Here is a 21,331-nt window from a genome sequence, read left to right on the forward strand (position 1 = left end):
ATCGGGGGCATCGGAGGGGCGCCTGCCGCGATCCCTCGGTTCGTCACGCGGCAGCCCGCGGTTCGCGACGTCGCCAGAGAACAGCGGCGACCGCAATGAAAGCCACGAGCAGCACGACGCTCGCGACGCCGAACCCTGACTGCACCGCCTCCTCGATGATCGGTCCGAAGCCGTATCCGAGCCCGACCATCACGGCCGTCCAGGTCGCGGCCGATGCCGCGTTGAGCGGGGTGAAGCGCCGCCACGGCATGTCGGTCAGGCCGACGGGAAAAGCCCCGACCGTACGCAGGCCCTTCGGGTACCGGTAGGCGAACAGGTAGGCGCGTCCGTATCGCGTCAGCAACGACGTCGCGCGGTCCACGAGGGGCTTGAGCCGGGGGCGGTGCGACAGCCACGCCGCGCCGTGACGCCGGGCGATCCAGAACCTGAGTTCATCGCCCAGGTAGCCACCGGCGAAGGTCGCTCCGGCGACGATACCGGCGTCGAGGGCCCCGGCCTGTGCCGCATAGCCGGCAAAGAGGGGCAGGGCGCCGCTCTTGGCGAACGTGTACAGGAAGAGGAGGCCGTAGACGAACGGGCCGTAGGCTTCGACGAGGTCGAGGATTGCCGTCACGTGCTCCTCCGTGGATCCCGGACGCGAGATAGCGCCGGCCGCGTCTCCGTCGAGGGTGCTGCGGCGTTCGGGTCGGCATGCCTGGGCTGTCACATCCTCCGAAACTAGGATCGCGTTACGTCGTCGCAGTCGGCCGTTTGCTGCGACGTGCGGACCGCCGCCGCGCCAACTCTCGATAGAGAGCTTCGGGACTGACACCGATCTCTCCGGCCACATCAACCCATCGCCTATCCGTCGAGAGGGGGCCGTGTACATCCATCCAGGCGGATAGCCGCTCGGACACCGTCCGCAGAGAGAGAATCTCGGCGCGCGTGCGCGTTGCCTGCACCTCGTGCGAGAGACGCGCGAGCCACATCTCCGCGACGAGTGGCTCCTTCAGCTTTGACCGAAGGTCGGCGGCGCTCACGCTCTCGAGAACGCTCGTTCGCCTGACCACGGCATCGCAGTGATATGTGGCCGAAAAGAGCGAGGCCTCCGCCACGATCGCACCGGCGCCTGCACGCTGCAGCACCAGTGTCCGACCCTCCGAGCCATGGCGAACGAGTTCGACCAGGCCCTCAACAACGCGGTGCATTGAGCGGACTGGTCGGCCACGGCTGAACAGGACATGCCCTGGAGCGTACTCGTGCCGGCGGACGCGCAGACCCTCGAAAGCGGATGCAGACATGATCACTATCATGCGCGCGGACCTGTCGACGCGGCAAGATGTCCGCCTGATCACAAGGACCATTCGCCATGCTCGCCCGTGCCCTCGTCCTCGCCGCTGCCCTCTCAGGCCCTCTCCCAGCGATCGCCCAGCACGCGCATCATGCGATGCCGCCGCAAGCGCAACCGGCCGTGAGCGGGCCGCACGAACCCGGACAGTCCGCCTTCGCTGCCATTCAGGAGATTGTTTCCCTGCTGGAGGCCGACCCAACGACGGATTGGAGCAAGGTCGACATCGAGGCCCTCCGACGGCACCTTGTCGACATGGACGCGGTCACCCTCCGGGCGCGTGTCGCCGCTGAGCCCGTCGATGGTGGAGCGCGGTTTGTAGTCAGCGGGGATGGTGAAGTTACGGGTTCGATCCGCCGGATGGTCTCAGCTCATGCGGCAACGATGGACGGCGCCGGGGGCTGGCGGATGAGCGCCGAGGAACGCCCCGGCGGCGCCGCGCTCACCGTTACCTCGCCTCGCGTCGGCGATGCGACGAAGATCCGCGGCCTCGGCTTCATTGGCATCATGACGCGTGGCATGCACCACTCGCAGCACCACCTGATGCTGGCGCGCGGCATGAATCCGCATCAGTGAACGGGGCTGCAACTTGTCGGCGCGTGGCGTAACGGCGTAACCGATTAGCGTTTGGAGACGTATTCGGCCCTGATGGTTTCTTCTCCGGCGTGACCACGGGCACCTTCCACCAGGCGGCAGCTTTGCCCCGGGCCGACGGTGCCGACATGCCCGTCGGCGCTTAAGGCACGCAGGTCCCAGGAGCACGTCCCGACGCGTAGGCCGGTCGTGCTTCTTGAAAGACCGCGTATGTCCGTCAAAGCGGCGGACGGCGGATGGAGGACCACGGGCCGCCTCACACACGGCTCACGTCGTCGCCTTCGGCCCCTTCAGCAGGCGCATCGCATTGGCCGTGACCAGCACGGTGGCGCCGGTATCGGCGAGGATGGCGGGCCACAGGCCGGTGATGCCGGCGATCGTCGTCACCAGGAACACGGCCTTCAGTCCCAGCGCGATCGTGATGTTCTGGCGGATGTTGGCCATCGTGCGCTTCGACAGCGCGATCATCTCGGCGATGTCACTCACCCGTCCATGCAGAACCGCCGCGTCGGCGGTCTCCAGCGCCACGTCCGTTCCTCCCCCCATGGCAATGCCGACATGGGCGGCCGCCAGCGCCGGCGCGTCGTTGATGCCGTCGCCGACCTTGGCCACGCGGTGGCCGGCGGCCTGCAACTCGCCGACGATGCGCTGCTTGTCCTGGGGTAGCAGCTCCGCCAGCGCCTCGATGCCGAGGTCCCGCCCGACCGCCTCGGCCGTGCGGCGGTTGTCCCCCGTCAGCATGAGCGTCTTGAGGCCGGCGCCGTTGAGCGCGGCGAGCCCCGCCTTGGCGTCAGGGCGCGGTTCGTCGCGCATGGCGATGGCACCGGCGAGGGCGTTGCCGACGACGAGGATGGAGACGGTCTTGCCCTCGTGGTTGAGGCTCTCGATGCGGGTCTGGAGGTCGGTCCCGATCGCGACCCGCGTGGCGGCCTCCTTCGGCGACCCGAGGAAGGCTTCCGTCCCGTCCACCTTGCCCGCGATGCCCTTCCCGCCAAGGGCCCTCGCGTCCGTGACACGCCCGGGCTCGATCCCGTCGGCGGAGGCGCGGGCAAGGATGGCGAGGGCAAGGGGGTGGCTCGATCCGGTCTCCAGCGCGGCCGCCACGCGCAGGACCTCCCGGGGATCGCTCGTGAGGCCGATCACGTCGGTGACCTGCGGCCGGCCCTGGGTGAGCGTCCCGGTCTTGTCGAGCGCGACGGCCGTGACGGTCCCGACCGCCTCAAGCACCGCGCCGCCCTTGAGCAGGAGGCCGCGCCGGGCGCCGGCGGACAGGCTCGCGGCGATGGCGGCGGGCGTCGAGATGACGAGGGCGCACGGGCAGCCGATGAGCAGGATGGCGAGGCCCTTGTAGATCCACTCCGACCAGGCGCCGCCGGAGACGAGCGGCGGCACCACCGCGACGAGCGCGGCCACCACCATGACCCCCGGCGTGTAGTACCGGGAGAACCGGTCGATGAAGCGCTCGGTGGGAGCCTTGCTCTCCTGCGCCTCCTCGACCAGCTTCACGACGCGCGCGATGGTGTTGTCGGCGGCCGCCGCCGTGACCCGCACTCGCAGCGCCGCCTCGCCGTTCACGGTGCCGGCGAACACGCTGTCGCCCGGCTCCCGGCGCACCGGGACGCTTTCCCCGGTCACCGGGGCCTCGTCGACGGCGCTCTCGCCGGAGAGGATGAGGCCGTCCGCCGGAATCCGGTCCCCCGGCCGCACGAGAACGACGGACCCGACAGCCAACGTCTCCGCCGGAACCTCGCGGGTGCGTCCGCCGTCTTCGAGCAGCGCCGTCTTCGGGACGAGCTTGGCCAGCGCCTGGATGCTGGCGCGCGCCTTGCCGGCCGCGACGCCCTCCAGAAGTTCGCCGACAAGGAACAGGAACACGACCGCGGCGCCTTCCTCGCCCGCGCCGATGATCACGGCGCCGACGGCGGCGATGGTCATCAGCATCTCGATGGTGAAGGGCATGCCGGCCAGCGCCGCCATGATGGCGCGCTTCGCGATCGGCACGAGGCCGATCAGCATGGCCGCCTCGAACGCCCAGCGCTCGATGCCCGGATACAGCTTGCCCAGGACAAAGGCCGCTGCGAGCCCGAGCCCGCTCGCGATGGTCAGCATCCCTTTCGGAGAGCGCCACCATGGTCCGTCGGACGGGCCGTGGTCATGGCCGTGGAGGCCGGCGGGGTTCGTCGACTTGCCGTGGTCGTGCGCGTGTGGTCGTTCCTCCCGGTGGCCGTGATCGCCGCGGGTGGCTGTGGCGGCGCCGGGCAAGGCAGAATGACCGCAGGCCTGACCGTGATTCCCGTGAGCACTATCGCCGTGATCATGGCCGGTGCCATGGTCGTGGTCGCAGCATCCCGCGTGATCCTGCGGCGCGTGGGACGCCGGTGCGACCTTTGCCTCGGCGGTCCGGGTCACGCCGTAGCCGAGGCCCGCGATCCTCTTCTCCATCGCGGCGAGATCGGTCTCGGCGGCATGGCGGACGGTCATGGTGCCGGCTGTGACCGAAACCGACACGTCCGCGACACCGGGCACGCGGCGGACGGCGCCCTCCACCTTCGCGGCGCAGCCTCCGCAGTCCATGCCGGCGACGCGATAGCGGGTCTGGATCACGGTCGTCGGGTCGTTCATGGCAGGCCTCTGTGCAGTCCGTCGGCGATGCTCTACATCCTCCAGTCGCTAGAGGAGCAAGCGCGATGACCGGACATTCGTTCCCGATCGGCGAGGCGGCCCGCCACACGGGCGTGAAGGTGCCGACGATCCGCTACTACGAGAGCATCGGCCTGCTTCCGGCCCCGCCGCGGACCGAGGGCAACCGTCGCCTCTATGACGAGGACGACCTGCGCCGCCTTGCCTTCATCCGGCATGCCCGGGAGCTCGGCTTCGAACTCGAGGCGATCCGCACGTTGCTGGCGCTGCAGGACGACCCCGATCAGTCCTGCGCCGCGGCCGACGCCGTCGCACGGGCCCGCCTCGTCGAGGTCGAGCAGCGGATCGCCCGCCTGTCGGCCCTGAGGGACGAGTTGCAGCGCATGCTGAAGCGCTGCGCCTCCGGCCGGGTCTCCGACTGCAAGGTCATCGAGACCCTCGCCGATCCCACCCACACCCACGGCGCCCTGGCCTGAGCAAGGTCGGGGAGCCTTCGATACGTCGCTGGGCGTGGCCAGGCCCTGTGAGGCCCATGGCTCCGGAGTCGGTCGCGAAAATCACCTGCGCGTTGTGAATGTGTAGGCGAACACCCACTCGTGACTTGCCAGACGCGTTCTTGCAACTGATTATCAATAACGACCGTAGAGGCGGGAGGATCCGGAATGACCGCCGCGCTGCCGCAAAAGCCGGACGACGTCGAGGACGGCTGGCGGCGACAGCGTGGCGATCCCTCGATGCTCGACGTCTTCCGGTCCGTGAGCGTCGATGCGCGGGGAACGCCGCTGCGGCGCTTCCTGGCCTTCGTCGGTCCGGGCTATCTCGTCGCTGTCGGCTACATGGATCCCGGCAACTGGGCGACGTCTCTCGCCGGCGGTGCGCAGTACGGCTACACACTGCTGGCTGTCGCGCTGGTCTCCAACTTCATGGCGATCGTGCTGCAGTCGCTCTGCGCGAGGCTTGCCATCGCCACCGGGCGCGATCTGGCGCAGGCATGCCGCGATGCCTATCTGCGGGTGCTCTCGTGGCCGCTGTGGCTCCTCGCCGAACTCGCCATCTGCGCCACGGACCTCGCCGAGGTCATCGGCACGGCCATCGGCCTCAACCTGCTCTTCGGGTTGCCGCTGGAGATCGGCGTCATCGTCACGGCCCTCGACGTGTTCGTCATCCTCTGGTTGCAGACCAAGGGATTTCGCTGGATCGAGGCGTTCATCGTGACCTTGCTGGGCGTCATCGCCCTGTGCTTCGCGGCGCAGATCATCATGGCGCGGCCGGTGTGGTCCGAGGTCTTCGTTGGCTTCCTGCCCCGGGCAGACATCGTGACGAACCCGGGAATGCTCTACCTGGCCCTCGGCATCATCGGGGCGACCGTGATGCCCCACAACCTCTACCTCCATTCCGGCATCGTGCAGACGCGTGCCTTCGGCGACACGGAAGCCGAGAAGCGCGAGGCCCTGAAGTGGACGACGCTCGACACGACCGGCGCCCTCCTGTTCGCCCTGACCATCAATGCCTCGATCCTCATCCTGGCTGCCGCGACGTTCCACAAGGTGGGCGAGCACGAGGTGGCCGAACTCGGACGGGCGTATGAACTGCTCGCTCCGCTGCTGGGTGCCTCGATTGCCCCGACCCTGTTCGCCATCGCCTTGCTCTGCTGCGGGCTGAACTCGACGGTGACCGCCACGATGGCGGGTCAGGTCGTCATGGAAGGCTTCCTGGACATCCGCCTTCCGGCCTGGCTGCGGCGGCTCGTCACGCGTCTCGTGGCCATCGTGCCGGCGATCGCGGTGACCTGGCTCTACGGTGCCGGTGAGACCGCCAAGCTGCTGATCCTCAGCCAGGTGATCCTCAGCCTGCAGCTTCCCTTCGCGGTCGTGCCGCTGCTGCTGCTGACCGCGTCCCGGCGCAAGATGGGCGTCCTCGTCGCGCCGCGCTGGCTGACCGGAATCGCGGCCCTCGTCGCCGCCGTCATCATCGCCCTGAACGCCAAGCTGCTCTTCGATCTGGCTGTCGGGTAGGGCCAAGCATTTCTCAAGGGGCTCGCTGCCCCCGAGGGCGAGGCGGCGGGTGGATGTCGCCGCCTCGGGTCTTCTGCCGGGTTCGGATGATCTCCGACCGTCGATGTGATCGGGAGGACCCGGCCGCTGGCCGGGCCCTGGCTCACGGGATGACGAAGCGCCCCTGGAGCGTGTGGCCGTGGCTGTCCTTGCCGGTCACGACGACGCGTGCGCCCTTGTTCAGCGGGGCCGCGAGCTTGCCCGTCAGGCGGTTGCCGTCGACGGTCAGCGGCACCGTCTCGTTGCGCGTTCCATCCTGGACCACGACGCGGACCGTGGCGCCGGTGGGGACGTCCACCTTGCCGCTGTCGATCAGGTAGACCGTGATCTCGGCAGGCTTCACGATCAACTCGACCGCGTGGCTCTTGTCGCTCGACAGGAGCCCGCCGTTCGGACCGGTCCCCTGCGCGAAGGTCGGCGTGTTGAAGGCCAGCAGCGTCGCCGTCGCAAGGGCGGCCATGAGGTTTTGCCTGGGCATGAGTGTGTCCTTTGGTTGGGGGGTCAGTAGGCGTCGGCGAGCGTGAGGCCGCCGGCGGGTTGCGAGGCGCGCTGCGACTGGATTCGCTCCAGGGGCTTGCGGCCGAACTTCATGAACAGGATCGGCGTGAGGAAGGTGTCGATCAGCGTGGCGCTGATCAGGCCGCCGAAGATCGTCACCGCGACGGGATGCAGGATCTCCCGCCCGGGCTCGCCCGCCCCCATGAGGAGCGGAATGAGGGCAAGGCCGGCCGACAGCGCCGTCATCAGCACCGGGGTGAGCCGTTCAAGGCTGCCGCGGATCACGAGGTCCCGACCGAACGTCTCGCCCTCGAACAGGACGAGGTTGATGTAGTGGGAGACCTTGAGGATGCCGTTGCGGGCCGAGATGCCGGCCAGCGTGATGAAGCCGATCATCGAGGCCACCGAAAGCGGCTGCCCCGCGATCCAGAGCGCCACGACGCTGCCGATCAGGCCGAGCGGAATGTTGGTCAGGATGATCGCCGCGAGCGCCGCCGACTGGTAGCGCGTGTAGAGCACCATGAACACCAGCGCGAGGGAGACGAGCGACAGCGCGCCGATGACGAGCGTCGCCTCCTCCTGCGCCTTGAAGGTGCCCTCCATGGCGGTGACGTAGCCGCGCGGGAACGTGGTGTCGGCCAGCACGCCCCGGATGTCGGCCACGATGGCGGCCATGTCCCGCTTGCCGTCCCCGTTGGCGGAGACGACGATGCGGCGCTGGCCGTTCTCGCGCAGGATCTGGTTGGGCCCTTCCGCCTCCTCCACCGTCGCGATGAGGCGCAGCGGTACGAAGCCCTTCGGCGTCGGCACCAGCAGATCGCTCAGGCCCGTCGTCGAGCGGTTCTCGTCCGACAGCCGCATCACGACGTCGAAGCGGCGGTTCCCCTCGACGATCTGCGAGATGACCCTCCCGTTCGACAGGCCTTCGAGTGCTTCCGTCAGTGCGGCCGGCGTGATGCCGTAAAGGGCCGCGCGCTCGAAGTCCGGCGTTACCCGCAGCTGCGGGATCAGCACCTGCTTCTCCACCTGCACGTCGACGAGCCCGGGAATGGTCACGAGCCGCGACCGGACTCCCTCCGCCAGGGTCCGCAGGGTGTCGAGGTCCTCCCCGACGATCTTGACCGCGACCTGCGCGCGAATGCCTGACAGCATGTGGTCGAGGCGGTGCGCGATCGGCTGGCCGATGCCGACGGCGACCGGCAGCACCGAGAGCTTGCTGCGGATCTCGGCGTAGACATCCTCCTTGGGCCTGTCGGACCGCTGCAGGTCGATGTCGAGTTCTGAGGTGTGGACGCCCTCCGCATGCTCGTCGAGTTCGGCGCGTCCGGTGCGGCGGCCGACCGACTTGACCTCAGGCACCGTCATGACGATGCGCTCGGCGACGCTGCCCAGGCGGCTGGACTCGGCCAGCGAGATACCGGGGTTGTACTGCAGGGACACCAGGATCGTACCCTCGTTGAACGGCGGCAGGAAGGCACGCGGCAGCAGGAAGGCGCCGATCCCCGCCACGGTCACGCTGACGACGACCCACGAGACGATGGCGGCCGGCCGGTCAAGGGCCCACAGGAGGAGCCGCCGGTTGCCCGCCTTCAGCGTCCTCACGACGGCGCTGTCACGCGCCTCGTGAGGCTTGGCCTTGCGCAGGAAGTAGTAGGCGAGCACGGGGGTGACGGTGATCGACGTCAGCAGCGAGGCGAGGATCGAGACGATGTACGCCACGCCGAGCGGCGAGAACAAACGGCCCTCGATGCCCGACAGCGCGAAGAGCGGGACGAAGACGAGCACCACGATCATCGTGGCGTAGACGATGCCGGACCGCACCTCCTGCGACGCGGCCGCGATGACGTCGATCGCGGGCCGCGGCACGGCCGCCTCCGCGTTCTCCTTCAGGCGGCGCAGGATGTTCTCGACGTCGACGACCGCGTCGTCCACCAGCTCGCCGATGGCGATGGCGAGACCGCCGAGCGTCATCGTGTTGATCGACAGGCCGAACGCCTTGAACACCAGGACGGTGATCAGGATGGAGATCGGGATGGCGGTCAGGGAGATGAGCGTCGCCCGGACGTTCATCAGGAACAGCAGCAGGATGACGGCCACGACGACGGCCGCTTCCATGAGCACCGTCTTCACGTTGTCGATCGAGCGCTCGATGAAGGTGGCCTGCCTGAACTGGATCTTGTCGGCGACGACCCCCGCGGGAAGCGTGCGCTGGATCTCGGCGAGCTGGGCCTCGATGGCGCGAGTCACCGTGATCGTGTCGGCTGATGGCTGCTTCTGGACGCCGATGATGACCGCGCCCTTGCCCTGGTGCCCGGCGTCGCCGCGCTTGACCCGCGGCGCGAAGTCCACGCTGGCGATCTGCCGCAGCAGGATCGACTGCTCCCCTCGCGTCGTGACGACGAGGTTCCGCAGGTCATCGAGGCGGTTGGTGACGCCGATGTTGCGGATCAGGTACTCGCGGGCGTGCTGGTCGACGAACCCGCCGCCCGTGTTGGTGCCGAACCGCCGCAGGGCCGCTTCGAGCTGGTCGGGCGTGATCTTCAGCTTGTTCATCAGCACCAGGTCGGGCGAGACCCGGTACTGACGGACCTCACCGCCGATCGGGATGACCTGCGACACGCCGGGGATGGTCAGGATCTGCGGCCGGATGGTCCAGTCGGCGATCTCGCGCAGCTCCATCGCCGAGATGCCCGGACCGGTGAGGGCGATGAGCATGATCTCGCCCATGATGGACGACACGGGCCCCATCTGCGGCTGGAGACCGGCCGGCAGGCGGCTCTGCACGACCGACAGCCGCTCCGCGACCTGCTGGCGCGCGCGATAGATGTCCGTTTCCCAGCCGAACTCGACGTAGACGAACGACAGCCCCACGCCGGACACCGAGCGCACACGCATGGCGCCCGGCATGCCGTTCATGGCGGTCTCGATAGGATAGGTGACGAGCTGCTCGACCTCCTGGGGCGAGAGGCCCTCGGCCTCCGTCATGAGCGTGACGGTGGGCCGGTTGAGATCGGGGAACACGTCGACCGGAAGGCGCGGCAGGACGAAGCTGCCATAGGCCACGAGCAGGAGCGCAGCGGCGATGACGAAGAGCCTGTGGCGCAGGCTCTGGTTGACCAGGAAGCTGAACATGGTCCCGCCTCACCGCACCTGGTTGACGAGGGGAGCGTTGCGCACGACGACCTTGTCGCCGGTGGCAAGGCCGCCGACGATCAGCACGCGGTCGGCATCGAGGTTCTCGATGCGCACGGCCTTCGGCACGAAGAGTTCGGCCTCCTTGTGCTGGAACACCACGGTCTGACCGTTGGGGGACTGCGCCAGGGCGGTCCGCGGCAGGATGATCCCGCTGACGGGGTCGCCCGTCGTCGCCATGACGGTCACCGGCGCGCCCGCATCCAGGTGTGCCGGCGGGTCGAGGATCTCGAAGTGGACGAGCGTGGCCTGCTGCTGCAGCGCCCGGCTGCGCCCGACGAACGACAGCTTGAGCCGGGCCCCGTCCACCGCCATGGCCGACGCCGACGTGACGGCGCCCGCGGTGGTCTGGTCGTAGACGAGCGCCTCGACCCAGAAGCCGGAGGGGTCGACGATCCGCATGAGGATGTCGGACGGCGCGACCACCTGGCCGAGGACGAGCGTGGTCTCCGCCACGACACCGTCCACGGGTGCGACGAGGGGTTCTGGGCGGTTCTGCGCCTGTTGCAGTTCCTCGCGACGCTTGCGGAGGCCCTGCAGTTCGATCTCGGCTTCCTCCAGGCTCGCCCGCGACGCGATGTCGGCGGAGGCCAGTCGACGAAGCCGATCCAGCCGCGCCGTGACGAGGCTGATGCGCTGGTCGAGGTCGCCCTCCGTCTGGCGCATGTTCGACGCGTCGATCGAGGCGAAGGCGGGTTGCACGAAGCCGAGGACGTCGCCGGCCTTCACGGTCTGCCCCAGCCGCGGAAGGCCGCCATTCGCCGCGACGATGCGGCCGGCGATGGTGCTCTGGACGAAGCCGCTGCGGTTGGGATTGGGAACGACGCGACCGGGGAAGCGGACGGCCCGGACGGCCGACTGGGGCTCCACCACGGTGGTGCGCACGTCGAGGAGCCTTTGGGTCGGCTTGGGCAAGAAGATCGAGCCGTCGGGCTGCCTCGCGGGTGCATTGCCGTTGGCCGCTGCTGCGGGCTCGGGGCCGTGGTCGTGGCCGGGGCCCGCCCGCACCGTCGTGGTGGCGAAGAGGGTCGCGAGGCCGGCGAGGATCAAGGCACCGATGATGGCGGGCCGGGTGCGGAACGCCGCGCCCAGCAGGAAGGCGCCGAACAACGGTAGGCCGAGCATGGCAAGGTCCGGCTTGATCGGGAGCGCCGTCAACTGGTGGAAGTCGAGCCTCCAGGGGGACGCCGCATGGGCCACGGCGGCCGGCGGCACGCTGAGGGTGCCGATCAGGAGATCGCTGGCGTCACCCTCGCGCACGGTCACGAGAACCTCTTTTTCCCCGGAAGCGCGAAGCGCGGGGCTCACGACCTCGTACGTGCCGTTGTCCTGGCGTTCGACCTTCAGGTTTTCGCCGTCGACCGTGACCTCCAGTTCCGCGGCGGTGACGGGTTCGTTGTCGCGCGCGCGGTCGAGGTAGATGACGAGAACCTCGCCTTCGAGGATCCCGGTGAACTGGTAGCTCTCGCTGTCGGCGACGACGCGGGGACTGGCAGGGACTCCGGCGCCGGTCGGCTGGGCCCCGTGGTCGTGGCCTTCGCCGGCCCTGGCGCTCAGGCCTGCCAGCGAAATCGAGGCGGCAAGGAGGGATGCGAGGAATCGCTTCGTGATGGTCATCGTCCTGCTCTTGGATGATCGAATGCCGAGACAGCCCGGACGGGCCGGGCGCGATCAGGCGAGCAGGAGGCGAGGAGGCCGTTCGGGTCCGGGTGGCACCCGCGAAGGCGGGGCGGCCGCGAGCGCGAAGGGCAGGCGGCACTGGCTGGATTTTGCCAGAGGCGTCATCGCCGACGGCGAGATCAGTGACGTCGTCTGGCAGTTGCCGTGCTGGCACTCAGCCAGGTCGTCGCATCCGTGAGAATCCGTTCCGCCCTCCCGGGTCAGTCCGTCACCCGAGGCAGCGAGGACCATGTGCCCGGCAGGAGCGTGATCGCCGCTCCCGCCGAAAGCGGAAACGAGCCCGGACACGACGAGCGCAAGCACGACCAGAAGGTGCACGGCACGGCGCATCATCACGGATCGAGAACCAGACCTGTCCCACGACTTCGACATGGCATTCAACCGGCGACTACGATTGTCGCCTCCGGTCGGATCATCCGGACCGGCGCCGGAGCGCGCCTCGCGCGTCCCGGCCAAGCTCCAGCCCCGATCGACGCGTGTTTGCCTAACGAGACCTTTCAGGAGGGTAAACGAGCGAACGCACCCGTCCACCGCTGCGCACGAGGTCGAGGTACGACAACGAGCGGCCGACGAAATGCAGTTCGGGGGTCCGGGCGAGGATTCTCCGGGGAGCCGTCGGATGTGCCGCCGCGTCACCCGGCGTACCCTGAAGGCCCCCAGCCAATGCCTCACCTACTCCAGGCGAAGAAAGACCAGCTATTTCAGATAGTTGAGTGGCGCACCCGACACGATTCGAACGTGTGACCTTTGCCTTCGGAGGGGCAGGGAAGCGGATTTCTGATGCTTCCCGATGGTTTCTTGAGATTGCTAAACCGCTGATTTCCTTGACATGGTGCGATCTGGCCGCTTACCGGTCTTCCCCAGGATGACCCGGGGCGTGTTACCCCGGTGTTACCCCGAGGAGATCGACATGGCGACGGACAGGACGTTCGACAGGCGGCAGGCGGGGGCGAGGCGCATCACCAAGACCGTCGTCGATGCCCTCAGGCCGGCCGCGACCGAGTACACAGCGTTCGACAGCAAGCTGCCCGGTTTCGGCGTCCGCGTCCGCCCGACTGGCAGCATGTCCTACGTGGCGATGTATCGGACCGGCGGGCGCAACACCGCCCTTCGCAAGGTGACCATCGGCAAGGTCGGCAAGCTCACGGCGGACGAAGCGCGCAAGGAGGCAGAGGCGATCCTCGCGAAGGCAGAACTCGGTCAGGACGTGGCGCACGAGCGCGCCAAGGCTCGATCCGAGCAGACGGTCGCGGACCTGTGCGACATCTACCTCGCCGAGGGGTGCCCCACCAAGAAGGCGTCCACCCTGGTCTCGGACCGTGGGCGGATCGAGCGGCACATCAAGCCGCTCCTCGGCAGAAAGCTGATCGGTGAGGTGACCTCGGCCGACGTCGAGCGGTTCCTGCGGGACGTGGCGACGGGCAAGACCGCGGCCGACGTAAAGACCGGCAAGCACGGGCGGGCCATTGTCCGCGGTGGCAAGGGGACGGCAACCCGCACCACCCGTCTGCTGGGTGGGATCTTCACCTTCGCGGTTCGGCGAGGCCTCCGTGCCGACAACCCGGTCAAGGGCGTGCGGAAGTACGAGGATGGGCGCGGTGACCGATACCTGACGACGGACGAGTTGCAGCGTCTCGGCGAGGCGCTCCGGGAAGCGGAGACGATCGGAATCCTGTGGGACGTCGAACTCGACGCGCCGGGCGCGAAGCACTTGCCCAAGGACGCCGCATCGCGCCGAACGAAGATCGACCCCTATGCGGTGGCGGCAATCCGCCTCCTCATCCTGACCGGTTGCCGCCTGAGCGAGATCCTGAAGCTGAGGTGGGAGCAGGTTAACTTCGAGCGCGGCGTCATCCTGTTGCCTGACAGCAAGACGGGTTGGAAGCCCGTACTCCTCGGCAGTCCCGCCATCCAGATCCTCGCTGACCTGGGCCGTGTCGAGGGCAGCCCATACGTGATCCCCGGCGAAGTCCCCGGCAAACCGCGGGCGGATCTCAAGCGTCCTTGGGTAACGATCCGCGCACGCGCCGGGCTCGACGATGTCCGAATGCACGACCTCCGACACACGTTCGCCAGCTTCGGCGCGGCGGGCGGCATGGGGCTCACCATCGTCGGCCGGTTGCTCGGACACGCCGACATCAAGACGACCAACCGTTACAGCCACCTCGCGGACGTTCCGCTTCGTCGTGCTGCCGACACTGTTTCGAGCTCGATTTCTGTGGCGCTCGGAGACCGTCCAGCCAGCGTGGTCGTGCCGATGAAGCGGAAGGGCAGTAGATCCCCGTGATCACTTCCCAAAGTGCCTTCGTCGCCCAAGGCCTCATTAGGGTGGTGGGCATCGAGGTCGCGATCCGCGGTCGTTTGGGCTGCTGCCGTTCCGTGTCGTGTGTGGAAACCGTGGTTCCCTGGCCGATCGGGGCCGCCTCGTAGGTTACATTGGCGACCGACCGAGGAGGTTGGCATGCCTAGCCGGGATGACCTGATCGACGCCGTGGCCGAGGGCAGGCTTTCGCCCGACGAGGCCGAAGCCGAGGCATTGAGACTCGGATTGGAGCCCCTGGCCCTCAAGCCTGACCCCGCCGACTACGACCCCATGGGGGAGCCGTACTGGACGCCGATCATGGCGTTGGCATGGATCATGTGGCGGTCGCCGGATGCCGTGCGTGAGGCGTGGCCGGCGTACGCAGTTCGGTGCCGAACATGGCGGCTTTTTCGCCTGGCAGACAGCTCTGGCGCCGATCGGGAGGTTTGGTCCTTAGAGCCGCACGACCGACCGACCTTCCTTACCCTGCATCTCGTTGAAGTCGCGCCGCGGTCGGTTGGGCGAGAGGCACGCCCAGTGCTCGTGACACTTTCTGACGCCCACGCCCAACTCATGGACAGGCTCCGGCTGGGTACCCTGACTGCCACGGGTGTCCCGCTGCCTGACGGCCCGCGGCAATACATTTCTCAGGTAGAGTGGATCGACCTCGACATCGACACCGACAGCGAGGACGACCGCTTCCACCGTATGGGCGCTGCCGGCACAGGCAGTTATGGGTTTGTGCTGGTTCCGCGAAACCACGTGGTGCGATTCTGGAAGCCCGGACCCCCGCCCATGATCCACGACCTTCCGACGGTCGTGCGACCCGACGGTCCCGGCTTCATGACCGTCTTCCACGCCCTCCTCTGGCTCGCCACCTCGGGCGGCAGAGAGACCGTCGAGATCGGCGACACCTCTCGATGGCAGATGGCGTTCGAGTTGCTGATGCCCCAGATCGCGTCCGGACATATCCCGCTGACGGGGGAACGGGATGGCGTACGGGAGGTGATCCCTGCTCTTACGGTCGCGGCGTGCCGCTTCGTTGGACCCTTCGTCGGCGTACCGTCCGACCTTACCAACGGCTCGGACCTGTACTTGAGATCGCAACCCTACGCCGGAGACGAGCAGTGGCGGAACGGCTTCGATGATGCGCTCCTTGTTGGACAGCAAGAGCGCTGGACGCGGCTTATGGTGCCGAAGGAGAAGGTCGCCGAGATCTGGCCTTTCGATCTCGCTGTGCCGCGTAGGACAGGCGCCCCTGGGAGGCCGACTTCGATGGATCTCATCCGCTCGGAGTTCGACAGACGAGTGGCCGAGGGAATTCTAGAAGAGCGCGTCGGGAAGGAAGCTGCCGCGTTGCGCGATTGGCTCCAACGGACACACGAAGGCGCCTTGGTCCCGACGGTGAAGACGATCAGGAACAACATCGGTCACGCATTCCTCGCGGCGAAGAACGGCCCGAAATAATCGCCGGGCGCGAATTTCAGGCCTCTGTTTCGGGCCTCGCAAATCGCCGACGTCATATCCCGTAACCGCCGGGCATTCCCGGCTTCAGCGGCGAGATGACGATGCAAACCAACCACCCCTCCCCGGCAGGGGCGCGCTACCTGACCCGAGCCGACGCGGCCGAGTACATCCGCAACTCGTACGGCTTCCCTTGCTCGCGGCAGTGGCTGGCCAAGCTGGCTGTCATCGGCGGGGGACCCGTCTTTCGCAAGGCCGGCCGCACCCCCCTCTACGCGCCTGCCGACCTCGACGCGTGGGCCCTGGCCCGTATCGGCGCGCCACAGCGCTCGACGTCGGACGTCACCGGCGCGGGAGAGGAGTGAGGTGGCCAAGCGGATCAACCTACGTCGCGTGAAGGCGAACCGGACCTACCGGATTGACGAGTTGGCCGAGGCCACCGGCACCCATCGCAACACGGTACGGAACTGGATCAAGAAGGGGCTGCCGGTGATCGGCGGAAAGCCGCTTCTGATCCTTGGCGGGGACGCGATCGAATTTCACCGCGGTCGCCGCGCCGCGGATCGGAAGGTGTCGCCACCCGGGACGATTTACTGCCTGGCCTGTCGCACGCCCCGGAGACCCGACGGCGACATGGCCGACTTCGTTGTCGACGACGCTGGGGTTGGCAGGCTGCAGGGGCTTTGCCCGTTCTGCGGACGGCTCATGAGCAGGATCGTCAACCCGACGAAGGTGGCGCAGGTCGCGGGGGATCTGGATGTCCATCACGTGCGACGCAAGCCGACCCTATGACAGGGGCGCGGGCGCTGCGTGAATTGTGACTTGAGAAGGAGACCGCGCATGCGGATGAGGAACGACGCGAACGAGCGCCTGAAGTGGGAGTATGCAGAGCATCTCCAGCACGCTCGTGGGCGCGGCGAGGCGACGATCGACGACGCTCTCAGCGCCATCTTGCGCTTCGAGCAGCACACCAGCTTCCGGGACTTCAAGACCTACCGGCCGCCGCAGGCGCAGGCCTTCAAGCGGAAGCTCGCGGAGACGAAGGGCACGACCGGGCGCCCTCTGAGCGCCGCATCCCGGGCGTCCATTATGAAGCACTTGCGCAACTTCTTCCTCTGGCTGCGCGAGCGCCCCGGACATAAGCGCATCACCGTCGGCGATTGCGACTACTTCAGCCTGTCGCGCGCGGAGGAGACGATGGCTGCGGCGACCAAGCCGAAAGTGATCCCGACGCTCGACCAGATCCGTGCAGTGCTCAGAGCGATGCCGAATCAGTCGCCGATCGATCGGCGCAACCGCGCGCTGATCGCCTTCCTGGCGCTGACGGGTGCCCGAGCGGATGCTGTCGCGTCCTTCAAGTTGCAGCACGTCGACGTCGCCGGGCGGTTCGTCGACCAGGCGGGAACGGAGGTGAGGACGAAGTTCCGGAAGACCTTCCGCACGTACTTCGTCGTCCTCGACAAGGAGATCCTGGACGCGTTTGTCGACTACGTGGCCTTCCTGAAGCAGGAGCTTCTGTGGGGTCCGACGGATCCCCTCTTCCCCGCGACGAAACTCGCGCTCGGACCCGACCGCAGGTTCCGGCCCGTTGGTCTTGCGCGGCGAGCTTGGTCCGGGACCGGCCCTGTTCGCGAGATCATCAAGCCGGCGTTCGAGCGCGTCGGACTTCCGTATGCGAGCCCTCATCGGTTCCGCGACATGCTCGTGCAGATGGGCGAGCGCGAGTGCCGGACGCCCGAAGAGTTCAAGGCCTGGAGCCAGAACATAGGGCACGACGGAGTGCTCACCACGTTCACGAGCTACGGCGCGGTTCCGACGTATCGGCAGGGTGAGATCATCGCTCGCCTCGGGGTCGAGCAGGCGTCGCCTCCGGCGGTAGCTGCCGCGGACGCTGATGACGCCGAGGTGCTGCGGATGCTGCAGAAGCTCATGATCAAGAGGGAGGGTCGGTGATGTCCGTCGAACCCGAGAACCACTCCGTCCCGATCGGCACGGCTGAGCTGCGGGCCGACGAGATGCAGCCCTCCGGCGCGCTTGCGCACGATCTGCCCGGCGAGGTGGAGAGCATCGCGACCGCCGTTCGGGGGCGCCTGAACCGCGTCAGGCAAGAGATCGTCGCGATTGGCCGTGATCTTCATCGGGCCAAGGACCTCCTGAAGCGGGGGCAGTGGCTGCCCTGGTTGAATGCCGAGTTCGGCATGACCGCTCGCACCGCCGAGAACTACATGAACGTGGCCGAGCGGTTCGGGTCGAAATTCGAAAGGCTTTCGAATCTGCGCCTGGAGACCGCCTACAAGCTGGCGGCACGCTCCACCCCGGACGAGGTCATCAACAAGGTGCTGGCATTGGCGGCCTCCCAGAAGGGAGTGAGGGACGCGGATGCGACCGAACTGATGCGTCAGTCGGGACGCGCGCCGTCGAAGACGAGATCCCCGGCACCGGCGACTGCCGAAACGACGACGCGGGCCAAGTCGCCCGTTGATCCCATGAACGATTGGACGTCGCAGGCCTTTGATCTGCTAAGGGCCCAGATGAAGGACAAGCCGCGCCTGAAGACCTTGGCCACCCTTCTTCGGCGAGCAGACATCGAAAGTCTGATCGACAAGATCGACAGCTACCTCGCGGCGCCCCCGTGACACACACGTCGTCCTAGGCGCGAGCACCGACCTCGGCCTGTCGTTTGGTGAGCTTGGCCAACGTGGCGCGGCTGCACCCGGTCGCGGCCTGGATCTTCGACCACGACATGCCCGCCCGAAGCATGTCCATGATGCCGGCGTTACGCTTCACGTCTTCGGGGCGGCCCTTGTACCGACCCTCGGCCTTCGCGCGGGCCTGCCCCTGAGCCTGCCTGCGGCGGCGGTCCTCGTAGTCCTTGCGGGCCACCGCGGCGAGGACGTCCAACATCATGCCGTTGACGGCCTCGAACATGCGGCTGGTGAAGTCGTCGGAGTTCGGGGTCGCCATCATCCAAGAGGTCGGCAGGTCGAGCGCGACAACCCGCAACTTGCGGGCCGCGATCTCCGACTTCAGGCGCTCCCAGTCGGAGGCCGTCAGACGCGACAGTCGGTCCACCTGCTCTACGAGCAGCATGTCCCCGGGCTGGGCGTCCTCCAGCAGGCGGAACAGCTCCGGCCGCGCCAGCTTCGCGCCGCTCTCGTTCTCGACGTAGAAGGCTGCAATCTTCAACTCGCGCTCGGTGGCGAACTTCTCCAGGTCGGTCCGCGCTCGACGGGCGTCCTGATCCTCAGTCGATGCGCGGAGGTAGGCACGGACGAACATCGGAGTGACCCATGGTCTGTTATGCATGGTTCACATATAGATAGTCTGTTTAGGATCTGCAAGAGATATTTCTTGAACCAGTTCAGCGCCGGTTCACAAAGGGCATGCTCATCCAGAACCGACGGATCCGAACTGAATGGGCCAGATTATTGTCGTTGGCGGCTCCGACCGCGTTCAGACCGTCATCTGCGAGCCGATTTCCACCACGCGTCCCGTGGGGATGCGGAAGTAGTCGGTGGCGTCGGTCGCGTTCGACGCCAGGAGGATGTAGATCCTGTCGCGCCACAACGGCATGCCGCCGCGTGGGGACGCCTTGATGCTCCGGCGCGACAGGAAGAACGACGTCGACATGATGTCGAACTTCAAACCCTTCTTGCGGCACAGCGCCAGCGCGGCCGGCACGTTGGGCTCCTCCATGTAGCCGAAGGTGAGAACGACGCGGGAAAAGCGGCCGCCGATCGGCTCGATGCGGACGCGGCCATCGCCCGCGACCCTCGGTACGGTCGCGGTCTGGACAGTCAGCAGCACGTTGGCCTCGTGCAGGACCTTGTAGTGCTTCAGGCTGTGCAGGAGCGCGGCGGGTGCGGTGTCTGGGTCGCTGGTCAGGAACACCGCCGTGCCCGGGACGATCAGGGGAGGCTTCTTCTCCAGGCTGCCCGCGAGGTCGGCGATGGAGACGTCCTGCCGGCGTGCCTTCTCGAACAGGATCCGCGTGCCCTTCACCCACGTGCTCATCATGACCATGATGCCCAGCGCCAGCAGAACGGGCACGTAGCCTCCCTCGAACAGCTTCAACAGATTGGCACCGAGGAACACGATTTCGATCCCGACGAAGGGCAGGACGATTGTGGCGGCGGCCCACAGGGGCCAGCGCCAGTGCTTCCAGACGACGACGAAGGCGAGGCTCGCCGTCACCAGCATCGTTCCCGTGACGGCGATGCCGTAGGCCGTGGCGAGCCGGCTCGACGATCCGAACAGGAAAACCAGCAGCAGGACGCCGACCAGCAGCAGGACGTTGACCTGCGGCATGTAAATCTGTCCTGCATGCGTCTCGGAAGTGTGGCGGATTTCGAGCCGCGGGAGGAGCCTCAGTTGGACGGCCTGCCGCGTGAGCGAATAGGCGCCCGTGATGACGGCCTGGCTGGCGATCACCGTCGCCATCGTGGCCAGCGCCACCATCGGCAGCAGAGCCCAGGACGGATAGAGGAGGAAGAAGGGATTCTCCAGCGCTTCCGGTCGCGCCATTACGAGTGCGCCTTGGCCGAGATAGTTCAGGGTCAAGGCCGGGAAGACGACGGCGAGCCATGCGAACTGGATCGGGCGGCGACCGAAGTGGCCGAGGTCGGCATAGAGGGCCTCCGCCCCGGTGACCGCGAGAAACACCGCGCCGAGGGCGACCAGCCCGACCTTCCCGTTGCCGGCAAGGAAAGCCAGGGCATGGCGCGGATCGAAGGCGGCGATCACGCCGGGATCGTCGGCGATGTGGAGGATGCCACCCGCCGCCATTGCCGCGAACCACACGAGCGTGATCGGACCGAACCAGACCGCGACTCTCGCCGTGCCTCGGCTCTGGACGAGAAAAAGGCCGAGGATGATCGCGACGGAGATTGGGAGGATATACGGCTCGAAGCTGCTGGTTGCGAGCTTCAGGCCCTCGACAGCGGACAGCACCGAGATCGCCGGCGTGATCAGCGCGTCCCCGTAGAAGAGGGCTGCGCCGGCTGCGCCAAGGAAGAACACGGCGGCCGATGGCCGGCCCAACGCCCTCTGTGCGAGCGCCAGAAGCGACAGCGTGCCGCCCTCGCCGTCATTGTCGGCCCGCAGCAGGAAGAAGACGTACTTGATCGTCACGATGACGATGAGCGCCCAGAGGATCAGCGACAGCACGCCGATGACGTCCGCCCGCTGCACACCCTGGTGGGCCGTTCCAGCGGCAGAGAGGGCTTCTCGGAACGCATAGAGGGGGCTCGTGCCGATGTCGCCGTAGACGACGCCGATGGAGCCGAGGGTCAGGGTCCAGAATCCCGCATGCCGGACTGGCGGTCCCGCACCGACAGGCTCAGCGGACGGGACGTGTGTTGAGAACGGGGAGGTGTCGGTGCTGTTCATCGCAGGCCCTTCGACGATCGGTGCCGCGGCGCTCTGTTTCGACGACGACGGCACGGCGGGATGATCCCTCTTGTCGAACGAGCGGCGTAAGGACGCGATGCGGGATCGGGCCGGCAGGCATAAGGAAGCCGTAAAGGCGACCGTCGGCGGTCGGTTTGCGCTTCGCCGAAGGGGGCGTTCTGGCTAGGGTCC

17 protein-coding genes and 1 tRNA gene are annotated in these 21,331 nt (G+C 67.5%); 9 read left to right on the forward strand and 9 right to left on the reverse strand.

Annotated elements, in window-relative coordinates; translation table 11 throughout:
* Positions 1-43: 43 nt before the first annotated feature.
* Both ACX9GQ_RS05785 and ACX9GQ_RS05790 read right to left on the reverse strand, forming a co-directional pair.
* Positions 44-613, reverse strand: a complete 570-nt coding sequence (locus ACX9GQ_RS05785) for a DedA family protein (RefSeq protein ID WP_459628604.1) — start codon at positions 611-613, stop codon at positions 44-46.
* A 115-nt stretch (positions 614-728) separates the two neighbouring features.
* Positions 729-1,343 carry a Crp/Fnr family transcriptional regulator gene (locus tag ACX9GQ_RS05790; protein WP_459628605.1) on the reverse strand — a complete coding sequence of 205 codons (615 nt, stop codon included), beginning with the start codon at positions 1,341-1,343 and terminating at the stop codon, positions 729-731.
* Positions 1,344-1,348: 5 nt separating this feature from the next.
* Between ACX9GQ_RS05790 and ACX9GQ_RS05795 the strand changes: the two genes are divergently transcribed.
* Positions 1,349-1,903 (forward strand): hypothetical protein, encoded by a 555-nt coding sequence (locus ACX9GQ_RS05795; RefSeq protein ID WP_459628606.1) that lies wholly within the window; start codon positions 1,349-1,351, stop codon positions 1,901-1,903.
* 285 nt (positions 1,904-2,188) lie between these two features.
* Here the strand turns inward: ACX9GQ_RS05795 and ACX9GQ_RS05800 are convergent, their stop codons facing one another.
* Positions 2,189-4,543, reverse strand: a complete 2,355-nt coding sequence (locus ACX9GQ_RS05800) for a heavy metal translocating P-type ATPase (protein WP_459628607.1) — start codon at positions 4,541-4,543, stop codon at positions 2,189-2,191.
* Between the two features lie 65 nt (positions 4,544-4,608).
* Here ACX9GQ_RS05800 and ACX9GQ_RS05805 point away from each other — a divergent pair, with 65 nt between their 5' ends.
* Both ACX9GQ_RS05805 and ACX9GQ_RS05810 read left to right on the forward strand, forming a co-directional pair.
* Complete coding sequence (locus ACX9GQ_RS05805) at positions 4,609-5,037, forward strand: MerR family transcriptional regulator (protein WP_459628608.1); 429 nt, start codon at positions 4,609-4,611, stop codon at positions 5,035-5,037.
* A 186-nt stretch (positions 5,038-5,223) separates the two neighbouring features.
* Positions 5,224-6,576 (forward strand): Nramp family divalent metal transporter, encoded by a 1,353-nt coding sequence (locus ACX9GQ_RS05810; protein WP_459628609.1) that lies wholly within the window; start codon positions 5,224-5,226, stop codon positions 6,574-6,576.
* Between the two features lie 142 nt (positions 6,577-6,718).
* On the opposite strand, the gene ACX9GQ_RS05815 is transcribed toward ACX9GQ_RS05810, so the two are convergent.
* The 4 genes from ACX9GQ_RS05815 to ACX9GQ_RS05830 form a co-directional block, all read right to left on the reverse strand.
* The gene (locus ACX9GQ_RS05815; protein ID WP_459628610.1) at positions 6,719-7,093 is read right to left on the reverse strand and encodes a hypothetical protein; all 375 of its coding nucleotides are present in this window, start codon (positions 7,091-7,093) and stop codon (positions 6,719-6,721) included.
* 23 nt (positions 7,094-7,116) lie between these two features.
* Positions 7,117-10,245 carry an efflux RND transporter permease subunit gene (locus ACX9GQ_RS05820; protein WP_459628611.1) on the reverse strand — a complete coding sequence of 1,043 codons (3,129 nt, stop codon included), beginning with the start codon at positions 10,243-10,245 and terminating at the stop codon, positions 7,117-7,119.
* Between the two features lie 9 nt (positions 10,246-10,254).
* Positions 10,255-11,922: an efflux RND transporter periplasmic adaptor subunit gene (locus tag ACX9GQ_RS05825; protein ID WP_459628612.1), complete on the reverse strand. Its 1,668-nt coding sequence runs from the start codon at positions 11,920-11,922 to the stop codon at positions 10,255-10,257.
* Positions 11,923-12,699: 777 nt separating this feature from the next.
* Positions 12,700-12,821 (reverse strand) — tRNA-OTHER (locus ACX9GQ_RS05830).
* Positions 12,822-12,895: 74 nt separating this feature from the next.
* Between ACX9GQ_RS05830 and ACX9GQ_RS05835 the strand changes: the two genes are divergently transcribed.
* The 6 genes from ACX9GQ_RS05835 to ACX9GQ_RS05860 all read left to right on the forward strand — a co-directional run bounded on the left by ACX9GQ_RS05835 (position 12,896) and on the right by ACX9GQ_RS05860 (position 18,387).
* Positions 12,896-14,272, forward strand: coding sequence for a tyrosine-type recombinase/integrase (locus ACX9GQ_RS05835; RefSeq protein ID WP_459628613.1), 1,377 nt, complete (start codon positions 12,896-12,898; stop codon positions 14,270-14,272).
* A gap of 174 nt (positions 14,273-14,446) precedes the next feature.
* Entirely contained in the window at positions 14,447-15,754 is a 1,308-nt protein-coding gene (locus ACX9GQ_RS05840; RefSeq protein ID WP_459628614.1) for a hypothetical protein, read from the forward strand.
* A 101-nt stretch (positions 15,755-15,855) separates the two neighbouring features.
* Positions 15,856-16,116, forward strand: coding sequence for a hypothetical protein (locus ACX9GQ_RS05845; RefSeq protein ID WP_459628615.1), 261 nt, complete (start codon positions 15,856-15,858; stop codon positions 16,114-16,116).
* 1 nt (position 16,117) lies between these two features.
* Entirely contained in the window at positions 16,118-16,543 is a 426-nt protein-coding gene (locus ACX9GQ_RS05850; protein ID WP_459628616.1) for a MerR family transcriptional regulator, read from the forward strand.
* Positions 16,544-16,591: 48 nt separating this feature from the next.
* Positions 16,592-17,704 (forward strand): tyrosine-type recombinase/integrase, encoded by a 1,113-nt coding sequence (locus tag ACX9GQ_RS05855; protein ID WP_459628617.1) that lies wholly within the window; start codon positions 16,592-16,594, stop codon positions 17,702-17,704.
* Entirely contained in the window at positions 17,704-18,387 is a 684-nt protein-coding gene (locus ACX9GQ_RS05860; RefSeq protein WP_459628618.1) for a DUF3102 domain-containing protein, read from the forward strand. The genes ACX9GQ_RS05855 and ACX9GQ_RS05860 overlap by 1 nt, the downstream gene beginning before the upstream one ends.
* Positions 18,388-18,400: 13 nt before the next feature.
* Here ACX9GQ_RS05860 and ACX9GQ_RS05865 read toward each other — a convergent pair whose 3' ends face one another.
* Both ACX9GQ_RS05865 and ACX9GQ_RS05870 read right to left on the reverse strand, forming a co-directional pair.
* Positions 18,401-19,030 (reverse strand): recombinase family protein, encoded by a 630-nt coding sequence (locus ACX9GQ_RS05865; protein ID WP_459628619.1) that lies wholly within the window; start codon positions 19,028-19,030, stop codon positions 18,401-18,403.
* Positions 19,031-19,204: 174 nt separating this feature from the next.
* Positions 19,205-21,139 carry a potassium transporter Kup gene (locus ACX9GQ_RS05870; protein WP_459628620.1) on the reverse strand — a complete coding sequence of 645 codons (1,935 nt, stop codon included), beginning with the start codon at positions 21,137-21,139 and terminating at the stop codon, positions 19,205-19,207.
* Between the last annotated feature and the right edge of the window lie 192 nt (positions 21,140-21,331).

The organism is Alsobacter sp. R-9 (genome assembly GCF_054612375.1).

Excerpts from the sequence above, each read along its gene's own strand:
- ACX9GQ_RS05860 (WP_459628618.1), top strand. The coding sequence starts at position 17,704 with ATGTCCGTCGAACCCGAGAACCACTCCGTCCCGATCGGCACGGCTGAG.
- ACX9GQ_RS05795 (WP_459628606.1), top strand. The coding sequence starts at position 1,349 with ATGCTCGCCCGTGCCCTCGTCCTCGCCGCTGCCCTCTCAGGCCCTCTC.
- ACX9GQ_RS05825 (WP_459628612.1), bottom strand. The coding sequence starts at position 11,922 with ATGACCATCACGAAGCGATTCCTCGCATCCCTCCTTGCCGCCTCGATT.
- ACX9GQ_RS05865 (WP_459628619.1), bottom strand. The coding sequence starts at position 19,030 with ATGTTCGTCCGTGCCTACCTCCGCGCATCGACTGAGGATCAGGACGCC.
- ACX9GQ_RS05855 (WP_459628617.1), top strand. The coding sequence starts at position 16,592 with ATGCGGATGAGGAACGACGCGAACGAGCGCCTGAAGTGGGAGTATGCA.
- ACX9GQ_RS05820 (WP_459628611.1), bottom strand. The coding sequence starts at position 10,245 with ATGTTCAGCTTCCTGGTCAACCAGAGCCTGCGCCACAGGCTCTTCGTC.
- ACX9GQ_RS05845 (WP_459628615.1), top strand. The coding sequence starts at position 15,856 with ATGCAAACCAACCACCCCTCCCCGGCAGGGGCGCGCTACCTGACCCGA.
- ACX9GQ_RS05810 (WP_459628609.1), top strand. The coding sequence starts at position 5,224 with ATGACCGCCGCGCTGCCGCAAAAGCCGGACGACGTCGAGGACGGCTGG.
- ACX9GQ_RS05815 (WP_459628610.1), bottom strand. The coding sequence starts at position 7,093 with ATGCCCAGGCAAAACCTCATGGCCGCCCTTGCGACGGCGACGCTGCTG.
- ACX9GQ_RS05790 (WP_459628605.1), bottom strand. The coding sequence starts at position 1,343 with ATGGTCCTTGTGATCAGGCGGACATCTTGCCGCGTCGACAGGTCCGCG.
- ACX9GQ_RS05835 (WP_459628613.1), top strand. The coding sequence starts at position 12,896 with ATGGCGACGGACAGGACGTTCGACAGGCGGCAGGCGGGGGCGAGGCGC.
- ACX9GQ_RS05805 (WP_459628608.1), top strand. The coding sequence starts at position 4,609 with ATGACCGGACATTCGTTCCCGATCGGCGAGGCGGCCCGCCACACGGGC.
- ACX9GQ_RS05800 (WP_459628607.1), bottom strand. The coding sequence starts at position 4,543 with ATGAACGACCCGACGACCGTGATCCAGACCCGCTATCGCGTCGCCGGC.
- ACX9GQ_RS05870 (WP_459628620.1), bottom strand. The coding sequence starts at position 21,139 with ATGAACAGCACCGACACCTCCCCGTTCTCAACACACGTCCCGTCCGCT.
- ACX9GQ_RS05840 (WP_459628614.1), top strand. The coding sequence starts at position 14,447 with ATGCCTAGCCGGGATGACCTGATCGACGCCGTGGCCGAGGGCAGGCTT.